This is a genomic window from Candidatus Neptunochlamydia vexilliferae (assembly GCF_015356785.1).
Lineage (GTDB): Bacteria > Chlamydiota > Chlamydiia > Chlamydiales > Simkaniaceae > Neptunichlamydia > Neptunichlamydia vexilliferae.
Genome location: NZ_JAAEJV010000036.1, coordinates 1 through 20,700 on the forward strand (window position 1 = coordinate 1; position 20,700 = coordinate 20,700).

General features: G+C 45.0%; 16 protein-coding genes. 7 read left to right on the top strand and 9 right to left on the bottom strand.

The features are described 5' to 3' along the window. Window positions 1–187: 187 nt before the first annotated feature. The 5 genes from NEPTK9_RS06440 to NEPTK9_RS06460 form a co-directional block, all read right to left on the bottom strand. Entirely contained in the window at window positions 188–373 is a 186-nt protein-coding gene (locus NEPTK9_RS06440) for a hypothetical protein (RefSeq protein WP_194848013.1), read from the bottom strand. Between the two features lie 135 nt (window positions 374–508). Further along, the gene (locus tag NEPTK9_RS06445) at window positions 509–784 is read right to left on the bottom strand and encodes a hypothetical protein (RefSeq protein ID WP_194848014.1); all 276 of its coding nucleotides are present in this window, start codon (window positions 782–784) and stop codon (window positions 509–511) included. A 223-nt stretch (window positions 785–1,007) separates the two neighbouring features. Beyond that, a complete protein-coding gene (locus tag NEPTK9_RS06450; RefSeq protein ID WP_194848015.1) occupies window positions 1,008–6,536 on the bottom strand; it encodes a tetratricopeptide repeat protein in 5,529 nt (1,842 codons plus the stop codon). A gap of 200 nt (window positions 6,537–6,736) precedes the next feature. Beyond that, complete coding sequence (locus NEPTK9_RS06455) at window positions 6,737–7,012, bottom strand: hypothetical protein (protein ID WP_194848028.1); 276 nt, start codon at window positions 7,010–7,012, stop codon at window positions 6,737–6,739. 11 nt (window positions 7,013–7,023) lie between these two features. Continuing rightward, window positions 7,024–11,946 (bottom strand): AAA family ATPase, encoded by a 4,923-nt coding sequence (locus NEPTK9_RS06460; RefSeq protein WP_194848016.1) that lies wholly within the window; start codon window positions 11,944–11,946, stop codon window positions 7,024–7,026. A gap of 291 nt (window positions 11,947–12,237) precedes the next feature. Between NEPTK9_RS06460 and NEPTK9_RS06465 the strand changes: the two genes are divergently transcribed. The 5 genes from NEPTK9_RS06465 to NEPTK9_RS06485 are packed head-to-tail and all read left to right on the top strand — an operon-like array spanning window position 12,238 to window position 15,097. Further along, the gene (locus NEPTK9_RS06465) at window positions 12,238–12,693 is read left to right on the top strand and encodes a conjugal transfer protein TraD (RefSeq protein ID WP_194848017.1); all 456 of its coding nucleotides are present in this window, start codon (window positions 12,238–12,240) and stop codon (window positions 12,691–12,693) included. A gap of 16 nt (window positions 12,694–12,709) precedes the next feature. Continuing rightward, entirely contained in the window at window positions 12,710–13,165 is a 456-nt protein-coding gene (locus NEPTK9_RS06470) for a disulfide bond formation protein B (protein ID WP_194848018.1), read from the top strand. Beyond that, on the top strand, window positions 13,162–13,566 hold the full coding sequence (locus NEPTK9_RS06475) for a hypothetical protein (protein WP_194848019.1): 405 nt from the start codon (window positions 13,162–13,164) through the stop codon (window positions 13,564–13,566). Before NEPTK9_RS06470 ends, NEPTK9_RS06475 begins: the two co-directional genes overlap by 4 nt. 44 nt (window positions 13,567–13,610) lie before the next feature. Further along, window positions 13,611–14,792: a hypothetical protein gene (locus NEPTK9_RS06480; protein WP_194848020.1), complete on the top strand. Its 1,182-nt coding sequence runs from the start codon at window positions 13,611–13,613 to the stop codon at window positions 14,790–14,792. A gap of 20 nt (window positions 14,793–14,812) precedes the next feature. Continuing rightward, entirely contained in the window at window positions 14,813–15,097 is a 285-nt protein-coding gene (locus tag NEPTK9_RS06485; RefSeq protein WP_194848021.1) for a hypothetical protein, read from the top strand. A 182-nt stretch (window positions 15,098–15,279) separates the two neighbouring features. Here NEPTK9_RS06485 and NEPTK9_RS10020 read toward each other — a convergent pair whose 3' ends face one another. The 3 genes from NEPTK9_RS10020 to NEPTK9_RS06500 all read right to left on the bottom strand — a co-directional run bounded on the left by NEPTK9_RS10020 (window position 15,280) and on the right by NEPTK9_RS06500 (window position 17,840). Continuing rightward, a complete protein-coding gene (locus NEPTK9_RS10020) occupies window positions 15,280–15,519 on the bottom strand; it encodes an IS1096 element passenger TnpR family protein (RefSeq protein WP_194848022.1) in 240 nt (79 codons plus the stop codon). A gap of 35 nt (window positions 15,520–15,554) precedes the next feature. Continuing rightward, entirely contained in the window at window positions 15,555–15,803 is a 249-nt protein-coding gene (locus tag NEPTK9_RS06495) for an SWIB/MDM2 domain-containing protein (RefSeq protein ID WP_228547062.1), read from the bottom strand. Window positions 15,804–16,196: 393 nt separating this feature from the next. Beyond that, complete coding sequence (locus NEPTK9_RS06500) at window positions 16,197–17,840, bottom strand: peptide ABC transporter substrate-binding protein (RefSeq protein WP_194848023.1); 1,644 nt, start codon at window positions 17,838–17,840, stop codon at window positions 16,197–16,199. A gap of 332 nt (window positions 17,841–18,172) precedes the next feature. Between NEPTK9_RS06500 and NEPTK9_RS06505 the strand changes: the two genes are divergently transcribed. Together NEPTK9_RS06505 and NEPTK9_RS06510 are read left to right on the top strand one after the other, a co-directional pair. Beyond that, complete coding sequence (locus NEPTK9_RS06505) at window positions 18,173–18,487, top strand: hypothetical protein (RefSeq protein WP_194848024.1); 315 nt, start codon at window positions 18,173–18,175, stop codon at window positions 18,485–18,487. Window positions 18,488–18,682: 195 nt separating this feature from the next. Continuing rightward, window positions 18,683–18,859, top strand: coding sequence for a hypothetical protein (locus tag NEPTK9_RS06510; protein WP_194848025.1), 177 nt, complete (start codon window positions 18,683–18,685; stop codon window positions 18,857–18,859). Window positions 18,860–19,790: 931 nt separating this feature from the next. On the opposite strand, the gene NEPTK9_RS06515 is transcribed toward NEPTK9_RS06510, so the two are convergent. Next, window positions 19,791–20,555 (bottom strand): nucleotidyl transferase AbiEii/AbiGii toxin family protein, encoded by a 765-nt coding sequence (locus tag NEPTK9_RS06515; protein WP_194848027.1) that lies wholly within the window; start codon window positions 20,553–20,555, stop codon window positions 19,791–19,793. Window positions 20,556–20,700 lie beyond the last annotated feature (145 nt).

Genomic DNA, 20,700 nt, shown 5'->3' on the forward strand with positions numbered 1-20,700 from the left:
ATAAACACGATATGGTATTTACAATCCCATTTAGAATGAGATAAACTCTCAAAAGACGATGTTGTATTCATAATTTTTTCCTTTGTTGGTCTGCCAAGCCCAACAAGGAAAATACAACATCGTCTTTTTTCACTAAATCTTAAGGCCAAGCCTTGAAAGTCCACTGGTCAAACCAGTGGCTTACCTGTCAATGAGTTAGAGAAAGTGGCGCAAGTTTAGGGATCTTTTCCTCCTTGGAAAGGGCCTTACCTGTTAAAACAGCATACTGGAACCGCTTCGCGTCAATGGTCCCATCTTTTTGGCAAAAGGGATTTGTAAGTCCATCGGAGGCAACAATCGCAAAGGCTTTAGCGACCTTTAATGTGGTCTCCACATAAGTGGCATGCTCCAGCCACTCTGGCTGAAAGTTCCCCCCCAATGGCGAGAAGGCCAATTTCTTTCTTATCACTTTTAAGATGGTGGGTCGTATCGACCGAGCTATAGCAGACGGCTCCCTTTTCATCGATAATTAGCGCTGTCGAATCTCCATATTTTCTAAGGTAACAGTGAGCTCTTTTGGTCCCCTCTCGACCTCTAATTGTAAAAGAGTGGTCCCCTCTCGGTTTTTATACTCGACAGCCAATCCTTTTAAAAACCCTTGGTAGCTTCCTTGCCCCTTTGCCACCTGCTCCTTTAAGCTCATGGAAAGGGCTCTTTTCATCACTTCCAGAGCCACAGCTCCAATGGCCTTGGGGTCCCAATGCCCCAGCCCATCGGCCACCACCATCCGGTACCCCTTCCCCACCTTGGCAATCGCCCCATGTCGGAGACAACCATCCGGAGAAGAGCCAAAATATCTTTGATCTCTTTCCTTGGTCCGTTGGAACGGGGTTCTTTTCTGCCCCGGTGTAAGTTGTCAGATGATGGGCACACCAAGCCTCTCCAGAGGCTTTTTCAGAAAAGACCTGGGGGGTTTTGCTCGTTGTGAAAAGAACGTGTTGGTTTGTGCTACTCATAGTACCCTCCTTTTATTTCTGAGTGCTTGATGAACTGGAGCTAGAGCCCGATGAGCTAAGCTTTCTTTCAACGGCATCAAGCCACCCTTTTACCACTTTAGTGTGTGGATGGTTAGGTCCATAGACCTTCACAAACAGCATATGGGCCTGCACGAAATGGTCTTTGGCTTTGCCATATTGCTTAAGGGCGTCATAAGCAGATCCTAGATTGCTTAAGCGGGTGGCAATATCGGGATGGGGCTTATTGCCGTAGAGCTTGCGGTCCATTGCCAAGGCCTGATTGAAGTGGTCGATCGCTTTTTCCGTCTCTCCCAAGGTTTGGTAAGCTGCGCCTAGATTGTTCAGGTCGGCGGCAATGCTTGGATGGGGCTTATTGCCGTAGAGCTTGCGGTCGATTACCAAGGCCTGATTGTAAAAGGCGATCGCTTTTTGCGTCTCTCCCAAGTCTTTGTAAGCTGCGCCTAGATTGTTTAAGCAGAGGGCAATGCTTGGATGGAGCATAGTGCTGTAGAGCTTGCGAAAGATTGCCAAGGCCTGCTTGTAGTGGTCGATCGCTTTTTCCGTCTCTCCCAAGTCTTGGTAAGCTCCGCCTAGATTGTTTAAGTCGGTGGCAATGTCTGGATGGGGCTTATTGCCGTAAAGCTTGCGGGCGATTGCCAAGGCCTGCTTGTAGTGGTCGATCGCTTTTTCCGTCTCTCCCAAGCCATTGTAAGCTGCGCCTAGATTGTTTAAGCAGATGGCAATGCTTCGATGGGGCTTATTGCCGTAAAGCTTGCGAAAGATTGCCAAGGCCTCATTGTAGCGGTCGATCGCTTTTTGCGTCTCTCCCAAGTCGTTGTAAGCCATGCCTAGATTGTTTAAGCGGGTGGCAATGCTTGGATGGGGCTTATTGCCGTAGAGCTTGCGGTCGATTGCCAAGGCCTGATTGTAGTGGTCGATCGCTTTTTCCATCTCTCCCAAGTCTTGGTAAGCTCCGCCTAGATTGTTTAAGCCTCTGGCAATGCTTGGATGGGGTTTATTGCCGTAGAGCTTGCGGTCGATTGCCAAGGCCTGCTTGTAGTGGTCGATCGCTTTTTCCGTCTCTCCCAAGGCTTTGTAAGCGTTGCCTAGATTGTTCAGTGCTGTAGCAACATCGGGATGGGGAGCTGCTTTATGCTTTTGCTTGAGGAGGCGGAGGTTTTCTTGGGTATGGGCAAGAGCGTCGTTGACTTTTCCTAGGGTCTGCTTCATGTGTCCTAGATGATGGAGGGCGGTGATGTCGTTGGGGTTGAGGGCGACTGCTTGGATGTAGGAGGCTTCTGCTTTGTCATACTGGAGGTTTTCTTCGGCGGAGTGGTCTAGGGTACCGAGGGTTTTATCGTAGAAGGAGAGGTTTTTAAAGGTGGTTTGGGGGTTTTGGACAAAGGCTTTTATCGCTTTATTGAGGGGAACGAGAACCCGGTAAATGTCTAGGATGGTATTCGGTTTACTAATGAGGTAGAGCTCGTTAGCATCGGTGTCTTGCATCCCTTTAGAGAAGTAGAAAATTTCTTTTTCCTTTTTGTAGAAGAGGTGGGTTTGGATACGAAGGGTGAGGGCTGTCCGAAGGGCTTGAGAAAGGTGTTTTGCCCCTTCAGGGCTAATGAGCTTTTTTGCTAGAAGGGTTTTGACCCCTAAAAGGGTCCCTTGGCTCTCTATTCCGTGGTAGAGAAGAAGTCCCCCGATTGCCATTTGTAGGGGACGGTACAGGTCTCTTTTGATATCGTAGGCCCGAATATCGATCCGATCATCGGTAAGGTAGGGTTTAAATTCTTCTGCATGCCCTTTTAGCATGCTCAAGGCTCTTTTTGTTCGCTCTTTGCTTCCTCGACTAAAAAAACTTCCCTCTCTTTTATCAAGCCATTTTGTGACTTCCTTGTAATAGGTTTTTAAAAGGTTTACGTCTCCCATGAAATAGCAGCCATGGGTCAGGGCGTTGACTAAAATAAGCTCTCCATCATGTTTTTGAAGCCATTCGGGGTTTTGGTAGGCGGCGAGTTCTTTGGGGGTTCCGATAAGCTCATAGACTCCTGGCTTTCCTAGGGGTGAGAGCCCCCCGATGTCCATACTAAAGCCTCCAGGGGTGAGGCTAATAGCTTCGCGCATTGAGCCGTCAGACTGTCTTTTGGGGCGGAGAATGTCCCATTTGGTCTCTCCAAGGTTGGTCACCCGCAGTTCAATAAGCTGACTGAGCTTTTTAAAATATTTTGTAACTTCAGGGGTATTTTTCCCGACGATGATCGCAAACTCCACATCGGAATAGGGACACATCTCATGTCTTGCCATCGAACCAAGTCCCATGATGTTAAAGCTTATGGGAGGCTTTTTGCGGGTGAGGTTAATGGAGCTTTCGATGATCTTAGACAGAAGTTCTTGGTATTGGTTTGTGAGGTAAGCTTGGATCTTTAGGACATCCTGGCCATTTCCTAAGTCTGTGCTTACTTGAGCTCTAATGGTTGCAAGTTTTTCTCGGAGTTTTTTTAAGTAGTTTCGGTGGTTACTGGGAGTTTTGACCTGAAATTTCGCTTCTAAAAAGAGTCCTTCTAGGGTCTCAAGCTTGGTAAACAGGTAATTTTGATAGGAGGGGTTGTTAGATGGGACAATTGCAAGAGCAGCGTTGAGTAGGTGGGCTCCCTTGATAACGTCTTCTTTTGCAAGAGCGATTGCTGCCATTTTTTCGAGGTAGAGGATTTGGGTTGCCACATCTTTGTTATCGTAGGCTTTTTCAAACTCCTTATAGTATTTTCCTTCAATGTCTTGGTTTGAAGAAGAAGAGGAGGAAGATGATGAAGAAAGGGTTGCATTTACCTCTTTTTTATAGGAGGGATTAAGGAAAAGGCGGAAAATAGCGTCTTGTCCCCACTTGAGGGCTATGTCGATGGGGGTGTCTCCATTTTTGTTGGCAATTTGGGTGTCTCCTTTTTTGCCTAGAAGGAGGCGGGCGCTTTCGAAATGGCCATGCTTTGCTGCCCAATGAAGGGGGGTATAATCGTAGGTGTTTTTGGCATTGGGATTGGCCCCTGCTGCAAGGAGGGTTTTAACAACTTGGGGTTTGGGATCTCCCCACATGGCGCGATGGAGAGGGGCTTTCCCATCGCTGTCTCCTTGGACTAAGGATTGGGGCGCGGTTTTGAGAAAAAATTGGACGAGAGGTAAATGGCCACGGAAAGCTGCAAGATGAAGGGGGCTTTCTTTGGAGGAGGTAAGGGCAGAGGGGCTTGCCCCTTTTTTAACGAGGAGTTTTACAGCGTCTAGGTGGTTTTGATTGGTCGCAAGGTGGAGAGGAGTCCTTCCCTCTAGGTCTTTCTTCTCTATTGGAAGCCCTAACTGAAGAAGGGCTTCGACGTTGGCGGTTTTTCCTGCTTGGGCAGCAAGGTGGAGGAGGTTTTGTTTTCGGCTGTTTAGGGCATCTAAAGGGATTTTGTGGGCTTTTAAAAAGTGGAGGGCTTGAGGAGGCCCTTTTTGTGCGAGCTCTTGGGTAACGGCTGGAGAGATCGCTGCTTTAAAAGCGGTCAGGGTTTCTGCTAAGGAAAGATCGCCATGCAAAAGAGCTTTTTGTAGAAGAGTCGTGTAGTGGTTAGGTTTGAGTGGTAAACACTTTCCTCCAATGGAGTAAGAGAGATCTCTGTCATGCTTTTGGGCATATTCAATTAAGGGCTTTAGGGAAGAGGCTTGAAAGGAGCCCTGCTTAAGAATGAGATGAAGCTTAGGCTTTTCATTCATGAGTTTGATCAGACCGCTGTGGGAAAGGGCTTGCCCTTTCCCAAGGGTGAGGGTCTGAAGGTTTTGAGCGCGGATAAGTGTAGTAGAGAGTTTTGCTTCTGGGACTTGAATTCCACTTAGAGAAAGGGAAGGGGTCTTGGGAAAAACCTCAAGGATCTTTCGTAGTAGCCGTTCTTGCTTTTTAGCGGAGAGCTTTGGCATCACCCCATCTAGGAAGAACTCAAGAACTTTGTCTAGAGACTCATTTTGTACCTTTTCCTGAGGAGGGATTTTGACTTTAGGAAGAAGGGTTTCAAAGCAGGGAGGGTTTTTCTGTGAAAAAAGCATCTCTTGCCCTTTTAGTGGGGCTCCCTTTGCTTTTTTGAGGATGATTTCATAGGCATCACAGACAAGAGGATAGAGAGACTGGAAAAGTTTCTTGTGGGTGATTTTTGGATCGTCTTGAAGGGCTTTTTGGACTTTTGTGATCGCTTCATAGAGGGTGACAAGTTCAGAAAGGGGGAGCTGTATCGGAAGGGAAAGTCCTCTAGAGTCTTTAGGGGAAAAAGCGCCTTGTTTCAACATCGAGGTGTATTTGTCATTGTACTTGCTAAGGGCTCCTAACCAGTCGATTAAAAGGGTTTCCGGAGAGATTTTGAGGAATTCCTCAGCAAATTTGGCGTTCACCTGTTTTTTCATATTGGGAAGGAGAAAAAGGGTGGTTCTAAGCAAGACCAGGTGTTCTTTTGACGGGGTGGCTTTTATGGGGGAGACCAAAGCCCCATCGTTGTCGATCCCTATAATGTTTCTTCCATTACCTTTTTTGCTTGTGATGATATAATTGTCTGCGCGTCCATCATCAGGTCTGGTAAGGAGGGCCAAAATAACAATGGCGCTATAGTGGTAGGGATCTAACTCATCTAAGTTGGGGGATCCCTTTAGAAAATCATAAAAGGAGGTTCCTTCAACACCGAGATTAACTTGAGCGGGGTAGCTGACTCTTTTTTGAGCAAACGGGTAGTTTTTTTTCTTATCGGGGTTTTGTGTAAAAAAAGAGGCGTCGCTTTTTCCTTCCAGGATAAACTCTTTTCTCAAGGGGTGGCCATAACTTCTCTCATCAAAGGGATCGAGGACAAGCAGGTTACTGAGGTTCAGAAGTAAAGAAGGAGAGGAGCCTAACCCACAAATGAACTTGTTAAAAGCGTCGATCGCATATTCGTACCCAGGGTTTAGGGGGTTTTTATACTCTCTTTTGATGAAGGCTTTGCCAGCTTTTTGCAACGCACTTGCTCCAAAGGTATTGATTCTTACCGTTTGTGTATAGCGGGTTAAGGAGCTGAGCTGTCGTCCTTTTTTTTGGGGAAGCTCTAAACAGGTCACCTGACCATGCAAATATCCAAAGATGCGGGCGGGCCCTTTAAGCTTCTCTCTTCGTTTCCTCCCTTTTTCTTGGCAGACCCCCTTAATGTAGTGTTGGTAAACCTGAGTCACTTTTTCAAGGTCTGTCTTGATGGGAGACTGAGGGTTTTGTTTGGTAAACTGTGTCAAATGGTCGATGAGCTTGGTGAGATTGATGAAAAGGGGTGATTGAGGGGTGAGCTTTTCTCCATCAAATGTCTTGAGTGGTTTTTTTTCAAACAGAATGAGCTTTTCTGGGAAGGTAATATCAGAGAAAAAGGGGGGCGGGTTTTCAACCGTTTTAATCCTTTGAATAAGAGGGAAAAAAGAGGATTTTTTATGGGGGATGTTAGTGATTTCTTCTTCGAGGTTGACTTCATGAAGAAGGTAGTTAGATGAGCGCGCTTGATTAGATATAGCCACTTTTATCTCCTATATTAGTGGTTTCAATCTTTAGAAGATGCACAATGACTCAAATATAAATTTGTTGTAAAGAGTTTTTTCTGTACATTTTTGCACAATCGAGCCCTGCGACCTTGTTTCTCTACAAGATCTTACTTATGAGCCCCTCATTCTACACGATCCACTCCCCTCTCTTAGCCTCCAATCTCCCCCTCCACACTTTAAGGAGCAATCCTCTCCAGGAGCTCCAGATCCTCTAGCGGAACGATCCCTACTTTACTCCCCTCTTTCCCTTGTAGGATTAGCCTTTCTCCGGAGTAGCAAGCTCCATTGAGGAGATTTTCGATCTTCTCCAAAAAATCAAAATCCTCCTGGGACACCAGAACTCCCTTTTCCCCTTTCTTGCCTCGAAGGAGAATTCTTTCCCCTGCGTAGTAAGTTTTGGGAAGGAGTCCTTCGAGGTTTCCTTCTTCATCAAAAACAACCGAGTGTTTCATATGATTCTCCTTTATAAGGTTAAGCCATGGGAGCGATCTTTCGCCATAGCTCTTTCTTTTTGTAGTGCTTGATTTTGCACGATTTCTAATTCTTTTTGGTTTGTCACCTCATCCATCTCAGATCGAACATCGCTGGCCAACCCAGATTGATCAACTGTAACCTCTTGTCCTTTAAGAGCTTTTTCGCACATCCCTCTGAGGGTCCGATCGATGGCTAAGTCTCTGATCTCTTGGGATGCTTCTTGGGTGTTGATAGACGCTAGTCCCTTCGCAGCATCTTGGATCACGTTCTTCATGGTCACGATCTCTCTTGCTGAGGGTAGTTTCCCATGAGCAGCTTCATAAAGGTGCATCTGATATGTCAGCCTCTCTGCAAGCTTCCCTGAAGCGTTGATTTCGGGATCTGTGGTGACTCTTTTATACATCTCTTCTTGTTTTTGGAGGAACTTGAGCCCTTCATGGGTCTGCTTGAAGCGGATGCCTTGTTTTTCTGCAAAAGAGAGGTTTTGAGAGAGATCTTTTTCAAATCGTTCCCTATTTGCTGTTTCGTAAGTGTGGAGTAGATCGATTGCCCGGAGCTTGTCTACCAAGGAGAGTTTGTTTTTGCGCTCAAGCTCGTTTAAAACACTTTGTTGGAAGCGGTTTTTATCTTCTCTTTTTAAGTACCGATTAAGAGTGGCGGCTTCAACTCCATTGGGAAGAGGATCTGCGAGGTCCCATTTGGGTGGGAGCTTTTCAAAGACCTTCGGATGATCGATGGTGTAAATCTCTTTGGCACCTACTTTCTTGAGCTCTTGGCACACTTGATCTGCCGCTTTAAAGCCTGCTTCGTCATTATCGGGCCAGATGGTGACCTCTCGACCAACGAGAGGGCTCCAGTCTGCTTTAGAGACGCTACTGGCTCCTCCAGACCATGTCATGCAAATGAAATCTCGATCTGGAAATTTCTCAAGGGCTTTGTCGGCTGTTTTCTCCCCTTCAACGATCAAGACTGGGGCTAGTGGCTTCTCTTGTAGGTGATGGAGGTTATAGAGGGGTTTCTTTCCATTCTCGGGCTTGTAGCCCCGTCTTTGCCAGGAGAGCTTTTCGGGAGCATTTTTGAAGTACCCATAGCTTAACGGGGGGGTGATCTTCCGGGAGGGGTCCTTTTTGTCTTGAAGGCGGGTCACATAGTAGAGAAGATTCCCCTGCTGATCGTGGTAGGGGTGGCGCATGACTTCGGTATAGTAGTTGCTGATTTTTTGCTTTTCAAATGGGGGAGCTGGAACCTTTGGGTCTGGGGAGATGCTCACCCAGTCTGATGCTTTTTCAAAGGATCCTATGGGCTTTTGGAACTGAGCAGAGACTTTTATCTCACTTGCGATCCCTAAAAACTCCCCTGCCCAAGTGCGCGCTTCAGCTTTGTCTAGTTTTAACTCTCTTTCAATCAACTGAAGAAGGTTGCCCCCTTCTTGCCTTTCAAAGTCATAGAACTGGCCAGCTTTGGGTCCACTGTGAGAGACGGAAAGGGATCCCTTCGAGCCAAAGCGGTAGCTTTGGGCTGTTTTGGAGCTGGGACCATCGGGGAAAAGCTTATAGAGAAGGGGCTCTACATGGGAGGTTAGCTGCCCATTTAAGTCTTTTATTTTTTCGTTTTGGAGGGCTTTTTGTTCTTGGGCTTTTAGAGTGTTTTCATACTTTTTAGCATGGGTCTCGATGTAGTAGGTCGATGTGTCTTTTAAAAATCGGTTGGATTTTTCTTGAGAGAGGAATGGCCTTAACGCGTAGGCAGCTTTGTTTCTTGAGCTGCAGGCCTTTTGCCACTCTTGGAAGTGGATAGATTGAGGAGCGCTTTCTAGGCTTTCTCCACATTCGGCTTGGACAACTTCTCTAAGCTCTGAAGCTTTTGAAGCAGCGGTGAAGTAGGCGCTGAGAAGCTTTCTTTCTTGCTTCGGAAGATCATTCCTTGCAGATGGGCTCTTTTCGAGGCTTTTTGGAGAGTTTGATGGATTTGATTCTTGGTCATAAAGATCTCTCTCAAGTTGGTTGGTTCTGTTTTGCATCTTAACACGTTCTTTATTTTTTTCAATAGCTTGATCTTGTTCGGAGATTTTTTGTAAGAGCTTTTCCTGAGAGATTTTTTCGGGGGCTTCAGGGGGTTTTTCAAGAGTAGTCGCAAGCGGCGATAGATCGTTTCCGCGGTTAGAGGTTGCAGGGATTTGAGTGGAGTCTTTTGGCATCTGGGAAGATGTAGGGTTGTGACCACCATCTTTTGAGATTTGGGAGTCTGTAAGGACCTTAGCATCTCTTGGAAGCTCTTGGGGTTCTTCGTGTGCGGTTTTAGTGACTTCGTGTACTGTTCCCCTAGATGTGGTGATGCCGTCACCTCTGAAGCCAAAGAACTCGGAGCTTTGGGATCTGTCTTGCTTTTTTTGGATTAGGCCAAGGGTTTTGCCTTTGAGGTGGTCCCAGGCTTGGAGGGTCATTCCTTTGAAGCGCGAGGTGAGCTCTTTGGAGCTTTTGAGGGCTTGGATTTGGGAGTCTCGTTTCTCTAGGGAGGCCTGTTTTTCGATTTCTTCGTTATGTGTGTAGCAATAGGTGGAGCTTTTGGAGCCTTCTCTGAGGGCTTGTCTTTTGAGGTCGGAGAGGTTTGCGGCTTCTTCTTTGGGGATGAAGTAGTGGACTTCTTGGATGTGTCTGGTGAGCTTGACGTAGGCCATTTGTTTGTTGAGGTGGGGAGAATGGAGGATGTAGGCGCGGTCGACGGTTCTTCCTTGGACGCAGTGGGCTGTTGAGGCGTAACCGAGCTGGAAGCCGCGGTAGGTTTGGGGATCGAAGGTGATGATGCGGGTTTTTCGGTCGTTTTCTTGGAGGGCGACGGTAAATTGGTTTTTTTGTGCGCGGATGAGGATCCCTGTGTCTCGGTTGCGGACGCCGAGTTGGGGGTCTTTTTTGCGGAACTCGATGCAATCTCCTTCGCTGATGAAGATGGTGGCTTTGTCTTGGCTTCCTGAGATGACTTGGCATTGGAATTCTTGTGGGCTGATTTCTTTTCTTTGTTTTCGGACGAGGCGGACCATTTCGTTGAGGGTGCGGACTTCGGCGTTGGTGTGGGCGACAATGATGGTGCTATCTGGGGATTTTCTGGGGGGGTCTCGATGGTCGTTTGCCCATTTTAGGATGAGGGATTCGATGGCTTCTTTTTTTGTGAGTGACCAGTGGATCGCTCCTTGTGTGGAGAGTTTGTCTAGAGCTTCTCCTGTTTTTCCTGTGGCGAGATCTTTGGCGATGGATCTTGAGAGGGCTTTTTTTTGTCTTTGGATGTCTTGGAGGATCTCGGTGGGATAGCGGGTGCAGAAGAATTTGAAGGCTTCTCCTCTTTCTATGGGGGGGAGCTGGCTGCTGTCTCCTGATAGGATGAGCTTGGCTCCTTTTTTTTCTGCGAGTTTGAGGAGTTCTAAAAGGGGGCGGTTGCCGACTTTTCCGGCTTCGTCCAAGATCCATATTTCAAATCCTTTATGGAGCTCTCTTAGGCCATGTTTGTGGCTATAGAGGAAGCGGTAGAGGTTCTCTGCGTTTTTAAAGCCTTTTTCCTTAAGGACGTTGGCTGTGGCGTTATCGGGTCCAAAGGAGCGGACTGTGAGTCCTCTTTCTTCGTAAGTGTCTTTTAGGGCTTTGAGGAGGTAGCTTTTTCCGACTCCTGCATACCCTTGTATGCAGGAGAGTCCTTTTCCGTTTAGGATGTTTTTGTAGGCTTGGATCTGTTCTTTGTTGAGGTTTTTGGTGAATGGGGCTTGGATGGATGGGGGAATCTGTTTTTGGGGGGTTTTCTCGATCCGGTCGGCGATCCTTAGGATGTGGTTTTCTTCTTGGAGGATGGCTTTTGTGGTGAATGTGGGGAGGAGGGCTTGGGTCTTTTTGTCTCGGAGTTGGACGAGCTGGTCTTGTTTCCAGAATGCTTGGATGAGGTTGGGGGTTTTGTCGGCTGGGGTGTGTTTGAGGATGAACCTTTCGACATCGTCTTTGGTAAAGGTGCTTTGTCTATTGGTGATGGCTTTTAAGATGTTTTGGGGGTCACTGGCTGCGATGGCGTTGAGCTCGAGTCGTTTTTCGTGTTCTTCAAGGAGGGCAAAGGCTCTTCCTCGTAGACGGGCGGGTCCTAGGTGCTCTTGGGGAACGAGGCCGTTTTCATCGACTTTTAGGGAGAGTCCTTTGGAGAGGAAAAAGGTGTTCTGATGCTTAGCCCAGAGTCGCCCTACGTCGGGACCGCTGATGACTTTTCCTTTTTTGATGATGGGCATGAGGTCGGTGGCTTTTTTGTCTTCTAGTTCAGAGCCGTTTGGTTTGAGCCTTCTGGTTGTGAGCTGGGCGTGGGCATGCCAGTTATGTTCTTCGACGCTCATGCCTGGGTAGTTGGTTCCGATCTCTATGAAGGGGTTGGCGCGGATCTCTTTGGGTAGGGAGACGATGTAGTTCCCTTGCTTTTGTTCGATGACGGTTCCTATGGTTCCTCTGGGGATCCCGAGGGCTTCGTTGTCTTCGGTAAAGGTGATCTTCCGTTCTGGGGGGTGGATCACACATTCTGCTATGAGGCCTGGGTAGTGTTTTTGGATGAAGGTTCTTGTGAGAACGATGCGGTCTTCTAGGGTGATCTCTTTGTCATCGGGAAGGGCTAGGACTAAGTGCATGCTGACTTGGGCGTCTTTTCGGGCTTCTTTTTTTTCGGCGAAGTTCCAGAGGACTTCTGGGATTTTGAGGTTCTGATCGGCTCCGTCTGGAAGGATGATTTCGTGATGTGAGATGGTTTCTCGGTGGCTAAAGTCGTAGAGCTTGGGCTGTAATACGCAGTTCCCTTTGAAAAAGACGCGTGATCGGGAGAGATATGCGGATAGCTGACAGGAGTTTCGTCCTTCTGATCTCTTGATGAATTCTACTCTTCCAAATCCTATGGCCATTTTCTTGTTTCTATTTTGGGTTGCTTGGTTCTTGATATTAAGCGATAAAGGTTGAGTTTGCAAGGATTTTCTGAAAGCAAGTGTTGGCACAACACATATTGCGTCTAATAATCTTCACATCTCCTGGTTTGTTAGTGCAAAGTGGTGTTATTTTTTATTCTGAGTGGGGGTTGATGGGGAATATCTTGTATTGACTGGTTCTTGGGAACCTTCATAAGGAGGGGGTGGCTTTTAATGGCGCTCTATGGTTATGATCGATGATAAACACAAATGGAACCTGCAAGGATGTCTATGGGATTGGATCTAGAAGAAGAAAAAAAGAAACTAGCTGCAAAGAAGTCAAGAATTGAAGCGAAGGAAAAACGGCTGAAAGAGAAAGAGCGAAAGGTTAGAACCAGGCGCTTGATTGAGCTTGGAGGGTTGGTTTCTAAAGCTGGGATCGATGAGCTCGATAGCAATGCCCTTTTGGGCGCTCTTTTGGAGATTAAGGAGAAGGTTCAAGAAGAGACCTTGAAAAAGTGGCAGGAGAAAGGTGAGGCTGCTTTTGAAAAAGACAAGGTTGAAAATGGGGAGGCGCTGATTGTTGCGTTTGGAACAGAGCCGTCAAAAGAGATCAAAGGCAAGCTGAAAAATCTAGGTCTGAGATGGAATCGCTTTCGCAAGGAATGGCAGGGATATGCTCAAAAAGCACTTGTGGAAAAGGAGCTGCAGGGGCTGGATGTGAAGATCGAGGCGATCGATGGATAGGGGTGAGGAAATTTTCTTGAACCGCTTTTTTGTGGGGATGTTGCTGATGAGTGGTGTGGCGCTTCTTTTTTCTGTGTTTGGAGCGCGACTTCTGGGCTTAGTCCCCTGCTCTTTATGTAAGTGGCAGAGGGTTCCGTTCATGGTGCTGATTTTGGGGGCTTCTGGTGGGCTGTTTGGTTTCCGCAAGCGGGGCTTTTTTAGACTGGTGCAGGGAGCGCTTTTTTTGGGGATGGGGTTAGGTTGCATCCACTTCTTGATCCAGATGGGGGTTTTTTCGGGTTTTTGCTCTTCGGCTAGGGATTTTGGAACTCCTGAGGAGTTTGTAAAAGGGCTGCAGAGATCAAGCTGTTCTTCGATCAGCTGGCCTGTTTTGGGGGTGCCAGTCTCATTGATCAATGGATTGAGCCTTGGAACGGTTTTGGGGCTTTCGATCTATCTGAAGCGTAAATACCACCGCAGGAGGAGATCATGAAGGTTAAGGTGTCTGTGAGCCGGTTTTATCCGGAGGTGTTTAGAAGGAAGGGGGATGCTGAGAGGTACCAGTACAAGGGAACATGTGAGGTTCATCTTCTATTGGATACGATTGAGATGGACGTCAGGAATATCACCTACCGGATCGATCATGAGGGAAAAATCACACTAAAACCCCCTTTTAGGATCCACTCGAATAAAAAAGCGGGGATCAAGCCGAGGCTTGTCCCCTCTGTGGTGTTTAAGGAGGCGGGGGTGTGGCAAGAGGTAGAAAGTAAGGTCAGGTGCGAGCTGTTGAAGGGGGTTGGAAAGAAAGCTAGGGGGAAATGGTTGCAGCTGGAGTTTTGGGGTCAAGGCAGATATTTAGAAACATCGAAGTTTTTTAGAAAAAAGTTGAGCTAAAAAAGCTTACATGCTAATATCATTTCCATAAAGAAGGAGAAAAAATGTTAGCAACAAACTGTTTCCAGTCATTTTCAAGTAAAGTCTTTAATTTCTGTGTGTATGAGGGCTTTTACCAAGCTGAACTCAAGACAAAAAACACTCTTACATCCAAAAGTTCCCATTTTAATTTTAGACAGTTTAGTTCAGATAATTCTATTGGCCTATTCAGTCGGCAAAAACGCATTAATGAATTAGAAAAAGCATTCTTTAAAGCACTCCCGAAAAATTTCAGAAAAGACTTTTTTGCCGAAATAAGCAATGGAAAATTCACTGGTGAGCTCGACAATGCGGTTTTAGCTTTAAACATACTGAAAGGGTTGCCTTTAAGCACACTTGACCTCCCAATTATTCAAGGGGATTTGGGGGGTTTAGGCTCTAGCTCTGATAATATCTGGAAGGATAAACACTTGGACATAGTAAGCGCTCGATCTCTCCCCGGTTTATCAGATAAGTATCATACAGTTACTGGCTCTAAAGTAACCGAGGTAGTAAAAAATTATACTTTTTATAATAAGGGCTTTCATCTAGTTGAAATTGGCTGTTTAAGTGGTCACGATGCTAGGTTAATATGCAAAGACTTTGCAGAGCAAGGCAAGAAGGTTTCTAGTTACACAGGAATAGATATTAATAAAGCAGGGCTGATTGCAGGCGCCTGCCTACAGCAACACGAGCCTTGGATAGATGAATTTATGATGGTCCATGGAAACTCTGAAATATTGAAAAATTTTCAAACTCCCCATTTAAGACGTATCGGAAAAGAAAAGAAACTGATTTTATGTAACAAATTAATATCAGCAGTTCCCCCTATAGACGGGGAAAGGATTCTAAAAAATATCTCAACATACATGAATCCCAGGGACTGCGCATTAGTGAATTTTACCATACATGATGCAATTTCAAAAAAAATCATAAAAAAAATTAGCAAAAAAAAGAACTCCTCTTTTAGAGCAGAAAAAGAAAACGGAAAAGTTAATATCTATGAAAAACGAAATGTCCATGTACAAACCATTTTTGAGAAAGACTATTTAAAAAAAATGCTTAAAACGCTTAATCTCGCTGTAATTAGTGTACTACCTATTAACGAACTTAAAGAAAGCGCAGAAAGCTCAAATGTAGAGAATTACACGGTAGATATCTACAACCGAGACTTTGCATTGTTAGTCATTAAGGAAGAAAGTATATAACCATTCAAAGGAGAGTCAAAATGATCAATACTGGTATAATCTTAGGGCTACAGATAAGAGCCACATCTGTAGCAATGTTCTCTACTAGTTCACTTAACAAAAACAAATATATTGAAACAAAAATAAGTTCTTTAAATCTCTTTTCTGAGGTAATGTTAGAATCAGTAAAAAGTCCCAATGAAAAAAAACAAATTTCCGAACGCTTTGATAAAGAAATTAGTGAAATAAAAAAAGCAGCACAAAAGCAAGATCAATTTGCAAATATTGCAAGCAAAATTATTGAGAAAAATAAAGATAAAGACTGAACAACTTCTTTTCTATAAGCCGAATGGTTGATTTAGAGGTCGGTCCTAAATCGACTGAATTAAAAGTTTTCACCCTGAGCCCAAATCGCTTAAAGCCTTTGAGAATCAAGGGATTTAGCTAAAACATCGCTTTGCGACAAGTTTAAGCTTCGCTCCGCCTTCAAGGTGAAGGCTTTCAACCATCACGGAAGGGATAGTAATTGCTTTTCGCTCACATGAAGTAACATGTGAATCCACGGGCCAGCAAAAGTGCTTCTCCAGTACTTAAAGGTGTATAGATGGATATTCTCCCATCCCATGGCGAGTTGGAGCCCCTGGAAGTTTGTGGCTCCATCTACAAGAATGCATCTCCATATGGGGGGATCAAGATCGAGGAGAGGTACCTTTACTGTAAAATTTCTCCCATAGCTGTTAGCTGTCAAAATGGTATGTTTTTGCTCACTGGAAGTTTAGAAGCTCAAGAGAGGTGGTTGCTGACCTTTTTTGTCATCTCAAACATGCTAATCTCTTTTTTACTTCCTAAAACCTTGGCAAGCTTTTCATCTGGGATGATGTTTCGCTTGTTTTTTGGGTTTTGCATTTTATTTTTTTTGATGTAGTCCCAAAGTTTTTTTGTGACCTGAGTGCGAGGCATAGGTCCTTTCCCAACAATTGCTGAGAGTGCATCACTGACTGCCCTGGGTTTCATAAAAGCGGTGTTTGCCATTTTTTTCCTTTGGGTTGGTGTTTATGGGCAATGCCATTGTTCTTCATCCTCGATAAATTTTCAAGTGCTTTCCAAACATTTTCTCTGCTCTTTGAGTTTTTTAGCTGACTACCAATTGGATAGAGACAACCTGTTGACCTTCAGGATGTAGTGCATAAAAATTACGCGTTATATTTTTTTTGAACTGAGTTAGGACAAAAGAGCTTCTTAGGAGGTTAAGATGAGCGCTTTTTTATCTATTTTGTTTGTTTTTGCTCAGGTCTCTTTTTTGGATGTTTGTTGCGATGGGAGAGGTCCGGTGGTTCATGAGTGGTGGACCTGCTCTGATTGTGGCTATTCAAATCGAGTTGGCACGGTAAGGTGTGAGCGGTGCTATAAGAGCAAATAAGTTTTTTAGGGGAAGGGGGCTTGAACGGTTGGGCTTGTCTCAAAATAGGCCGATTTAAAGTCGATGAGCTGTAAGGGTAAGAGGGTTTCTCCTTTGAGAGTGGGATTTTTGGCAAACCGTTTTTTTAGGCTGCAGATGGGGATCACGGGCATCTGCTCTAGGAGGTGCTCTTCTGCTTGTTTGAGGAGATGGGTTCTTTGGACGGGTGAGAGGCTGGCTTTTGCTTGATCGAGAAGGGTGATGTAGTGGGGATCTTCCCAAAAGCTGGTGTTATTGGTATTGTCTCGGTTCCGGAAGATTTCTAAGATAAAAATAGGATCTAAGACGCTGACGTTCCAGGCTAGAAATCCGACATCATAGTCCCCTCGACAGAGGGCATCGTAGTGGATGTTCCATTCGGTTTGTTTTAGGGTGACTTTATGGATCCCTAAGGCGTCTCTCCACTGGTCTTGGATGGCTTGGGCAATCCGATGGTGGATTTCGACGTTGGCTACGTAGCTCAGGGTGATTTCTGGGAAAGTTTTTCGTGTGAGGTTGAGCTCATAGAGAGCTTCTTCAAAGAGCTTTTTAGCTTGATTGGGATCGTTATCTTGAAAAAGGGGTTTTTCTGATAGGGTGATGGCAGGGGGAAGGATCGAGGCTCTTGGGATTCCGGCTTGATGGAAGACGTTACTGACAATAGACTTTCTATCGATGGCATAGGAGAGCGCTTGTCGGATTTTTTGGTGGTTGAATGGGTATTTTTGGGTGTTGATGTTAAACCAGTAGATTAAAACGTCGTCGTATTCCTGATTTAGGGTCTCTGAAGAGGTGTCGTAGGAGACTCTAACAAAGGGGGAACCGACCCAGTCGAGCTCTCCTTTTTCAAACATGAAAAGGGTGGTTAAGGGATCGTTGATGATGCTAATGGAGATCCCGTCTAAGTAAACGTGGGAGCAGTCCCAGTAGTGGAGGTTTTTGGTTAGATGAATCGAATCGTTTCTCTTCCAATGGTCTGGATGGAAGGGGCCGTTGCAAATAAGGGGAATCGTGGTGCCCCACTTAGGGTTGTTTTCAGCGATATGTTTGGGGATCGGAAAGAAAAAAGAGAGGGTCGTAAGCTCTAGAAAATAGGGAGTGGGGTGCTCAAGATCGACAACGAGGGTGTTGGGATCGATGGCTCGCACTCCAACCTCTTGAGAAGAGACCTCTCCTTTTAGGGAGGCTTTTCCTTTTTTGATATCATAGAAGTAATAGGGAGAGCGGCAGACAAATTTAGAATGGGGATCCATGGAGCGTTTCCAGGAGTACTCGAAGTCATGGGCAGTTAAAGGGGTTCCATCGCTCCACTTTGTCTCTCTAAGGTGAAAGGTGTAGGTTTTTTGATCTTCAGAGATGATGACCTCTTTAGCAAGGGCAAGCTGCGGCACTCCGTTTGAATCTTTTCTCATCAGCCCTTCAAAAACTAGGGAAATCACCTGCTCTGAATTGGTGTCATGGCTTTGGGAAATGTCCATTGACTGAACGTCAGAGACCAGGGAAATCCTGAGGGTTTGCTCCGATTTATCAAAGTGGCATTTTTGAAAAAAGATCAAACATCCTGCAATTAAAAGGATTGCCAAAAGGATCCATGCAGTTGATTTTTCAGCGTCTACTTTTGATAGTTTCATTTTTTGCCTCTTATGGATACTCTTTCGAAAGGATTATAAAAAAATTGAGTCAATAAAGTAAAGGTACTTTTTGGTCTTTAGAGGGTGTCATCAAAAGGTGGTCAATCCTTAAGCTCTTCCTATGGAAAATTTCATCGTTGTCCTGCTTCGAAAGCCCGATTTGGGCTTCCTGCATCGGACGCCTTGAAATTTCCTCATAGTAAGTTCTTCTTTATTGACCATATTTTGACGACACCCTTTAGGGAACTCATATTTGTGTAAAGTCTGTTCGAAAATACTTTTCAAACAAGCGGTTTTTTGCTAGGATTTTCGTTTTGAAATGGAGTCTGGTGATGAAAACAAGCTTTGAAGAAAATGTCTATGCTCTAGTAAAAGAGGTAATGGGATTTCAGTACCGCATTGAATCGATCGATCGTATGTGGGATATCCTATTTCCCGACAAGAAAAATAAGTATCACTATATCAGGCTCCTGAAGTCTCACGGAAGCTTTTATCTGTTCCTTATAGACGGCGATCTTTGTAATTTAGAGATCGAGCAAAATAAGTCTGTCCAAGCTGGATCATCATCTGACTTTAGTTCGTATGACGATGGGAGTGAGAACCCTGAAAAATTTTGGGACCCTCTTATCACCTCCGCGCGCGAGTGACTTAAAAGCGCGAATAAAAATCGGTCTTATCCCCTTAACCGGAGGTATGGCATTGTCCCAAGCTCTCTGCTCAAAGCTTCCCTCTCAGACTTCTATCATATTGATAAGGAATTAGGGAAAACGAAAACCAAAAAGTTCCTCGCTCTTTTTGAAGAGGGGTATTTTCGTGATCCGGATCAGACAACAAGAGATTCCATGACCGTTAATGATTATTTCGAGTATTGCAAAATCGCCTATCTTGCAGGAAAACGGAAAGGGGACCACATCGACAAGACTATGACTGGCCGCGAAATGTACCAACGTTATGCTGATGGTCATGATGAAGATCTCTTGGAGATCAATCCCGACTCAAAGTCTGACTTTGCAGACTAGATCGATGATAAGCACCCCAAAAAAGAGCGTGGGGGCCACCCTTGGGAGATCAAAAGAGGAGGCAATACAACCCACATTGATCTGAGAGTTTCCCGCCCCTCTTATTATAGAGATGAGGGTTTTACAGTCTCTATAAGCAGCGCTTCGATCGGCCGACTCAAAGAGGCCATCTCTATGTTCCTAGGCATCCACCAAGCTGGCTTGCCTATTACCATCAGCGACGCAGAAGGCATCTATAAAAGGCTCTTGGCTCAGGATAATTTTGGTATTGTCCCCTGCTACGGCTCCTTGCATCGCGCTAATCAACGGTTCCACGAGCATGAGGATGTTTATGATGTGTTATACTTTGATGATTTAGGGCGTTATAAGCGAAGGATCGTACCTTTCATCATTTGGAAGCCTCTACCAATCCTTAGACCTATAAATTAATTGAATGAAGCATCTATTAATCCCACTTTCCTTCGCCCATAATTTTTCTTTTAAAAAATGAGAAAGAAAACGGTATTTTTTCAGCAATCCACTTACTAAAAATAGATTATCAAAAAATCTTACTTTCTTGCGCAGGTTTTTGCTGCAGGGCGTTCTGACAAGAAAGATTTGACACTATTTTCCCTAGAGAGAAAACCATAAACTCCACCTCCGCATATCTAGTTGGCGACAGCTTTTCTTGAGGGTGGCTTTCGTAAGTTATTTATATTCAATAGAAAACAAACTGTCAAACCTTTCTTATCAGAACACCCTGCTTGCTGTATTTAAAATCGCGCAATAAACGCAATTTAATGTTTGAAGCGCGATTTTTAAAAATTTATATTTCGCGCTTCAAGCGGAATTTTTTTCTGAAGCACAGATGATAAAGCCACAAAAGTCCAGGCCATATTAATCACACTCAAGACCACAATTTAACCCTTAAGAAAAAGTTTTAAACAAAGCCTCATTGCCAATAGGACGATAAGATGTTACAAGCTTTTTTAAAGCCGTAGTCTAACCCACAATCGGCTGCTAATCTTTCAAAGGTTTCTTGCCAACTGTCTGGAGGAGTCGGTGCAGATGAGGGCACAGGTAGCTTCTCTCGGCATTGAAATGTATTTTCTAGACACTGTCTGACCTGTTTGCGATTAAGTCCAGACTCAATCAATAGAACCACATCAACTAAGTCTTTGACCCTTGAGTTCTCGCGGTTTCCTCTTTTGACTGTCATGGCATGAATTTTCTCAGCAAATTGCTGCTCAAGCGATATCGCTTCAAAGTGGGCTGGAGAAATTCCGTAGAGTTCAAGTAAGTTATCCCCTTTAATTTCCTCTGTTGGTGGTGTAAGAGCATCACCCATTCCAACATCTAAGGCAAATGCAACAAATAGTCTTCCGGCTACGATGCTGCGTATAGAAAACCGGAATCCACCGCCAGGCGCCGATTCAATGAGTTTGACTGGAGATCCTATTTGGAAGGTAAAGTGATCATCAAGCTCTAGTACCGCACACCGCTGCAATTCTTTAAGAAGGGTTTCTTTTTTCTGCTCTATGGAGCCCATTACCTTTAAACGTGTCCCAAGATCCAAATCTTTTGTCGCACGTGAAATCTCAAAACGCACTTCCAACGCATAGCCCCCTTTTAGCACCCAGGGGGAAGGTTTTGTAGCAAATAGACGCGCTAAGAAACGCTCAAAAGCAACTTTTCTGCGAATTCTTTGTAAATCAATGCCTCTATTTTTTGAAGCAGCTTGGAGTTGGCTCTCTAAACTTTGAGAGACTGTAAATTAAACTGTGTAAACGCCATTTAGATGCCTCCCAAAGTTGGGAGCCTTTCTTCATAGGCTACCCCAAAATATGAGAGTGCTTCTTTCC

Excerpts from the sequence above, each read along its gene's own strand:
- NEPTK9_RS06455 (WP_194848028.1), bottom strand. The coding sequence starts at position 7,012 with ATGAAACACTCGGTTGTTTTTGATGAAGAAGGAAACCTCGAAGGACTC.
- NEPTK9_RS06460 (WP_194848016.1), bottom strand. The coding sequence starts at position 11,946 with ATGGCCATAGGATTTGGAAGAGTAGAATTCATCAAGAGATCAGAAGGA.
- NEPTK9_RS06465 (WP_194848017.1), top strand. The coding sequence starts at position 12,238 with ATGGGATTGGATCTAGAAGAAGAAAAAAAGAAACTAGCTGCAAAGAAG.
- NEPTK9_RS06475 (WP_194848019.1), top strand. The coding sequence starts at position 13,162 with ATGAAGGTTAAGGTGTCTGTGAGCCGGTTTTATCCGGAGGTGTTTAGA.
- NEPTK9_RS06480 (WP_194848020.1), top strand. The coding sequence starts at position 13,611 with ATGTTAGCAACAAACTGTTTCCAGTCATTTTCAAGTAAAGTCTTTAAT.
- NEPTK9_RS06485 (WP_194848021.1), top strand. The coding sequence starts at position 14,813 with ATGATCAATACTGGTATAATCTTAGGGCTACAGATAAGAGCCACATCT.
- NEPTK9_RS06495 (WP_228547062.1), bottom strand. The coding sequence starts at position 15,803 with ATGGCAAACACCGCTTTTATGAAACCCAGGGCAGTCAGTGATGCACTC.
- NEPTK9_RS06500 (WP_194848023.1), bottom strand. The coding sequence starts at position 17,840 with ATGAAACTATCAAAAGTAGACGCTGAAAAATCAACTGCATGGATCCTT.
- NEPTK9_RS06505 (WP_194848024.1), top strand. The coding sequence starts at position 18,173 with ATGAAAACAAGCTTTGAAGAAAATGTCTATGCTCTAGTAAAAGAGGTA.
- NEPTK9_RS06510 (WP_194848025.1), top strand. The coding sequence starts at position 18,683 with ATGACCGTTAATGATTATTTCGAGTATTGCAAAATCGCCTATCTTGCA.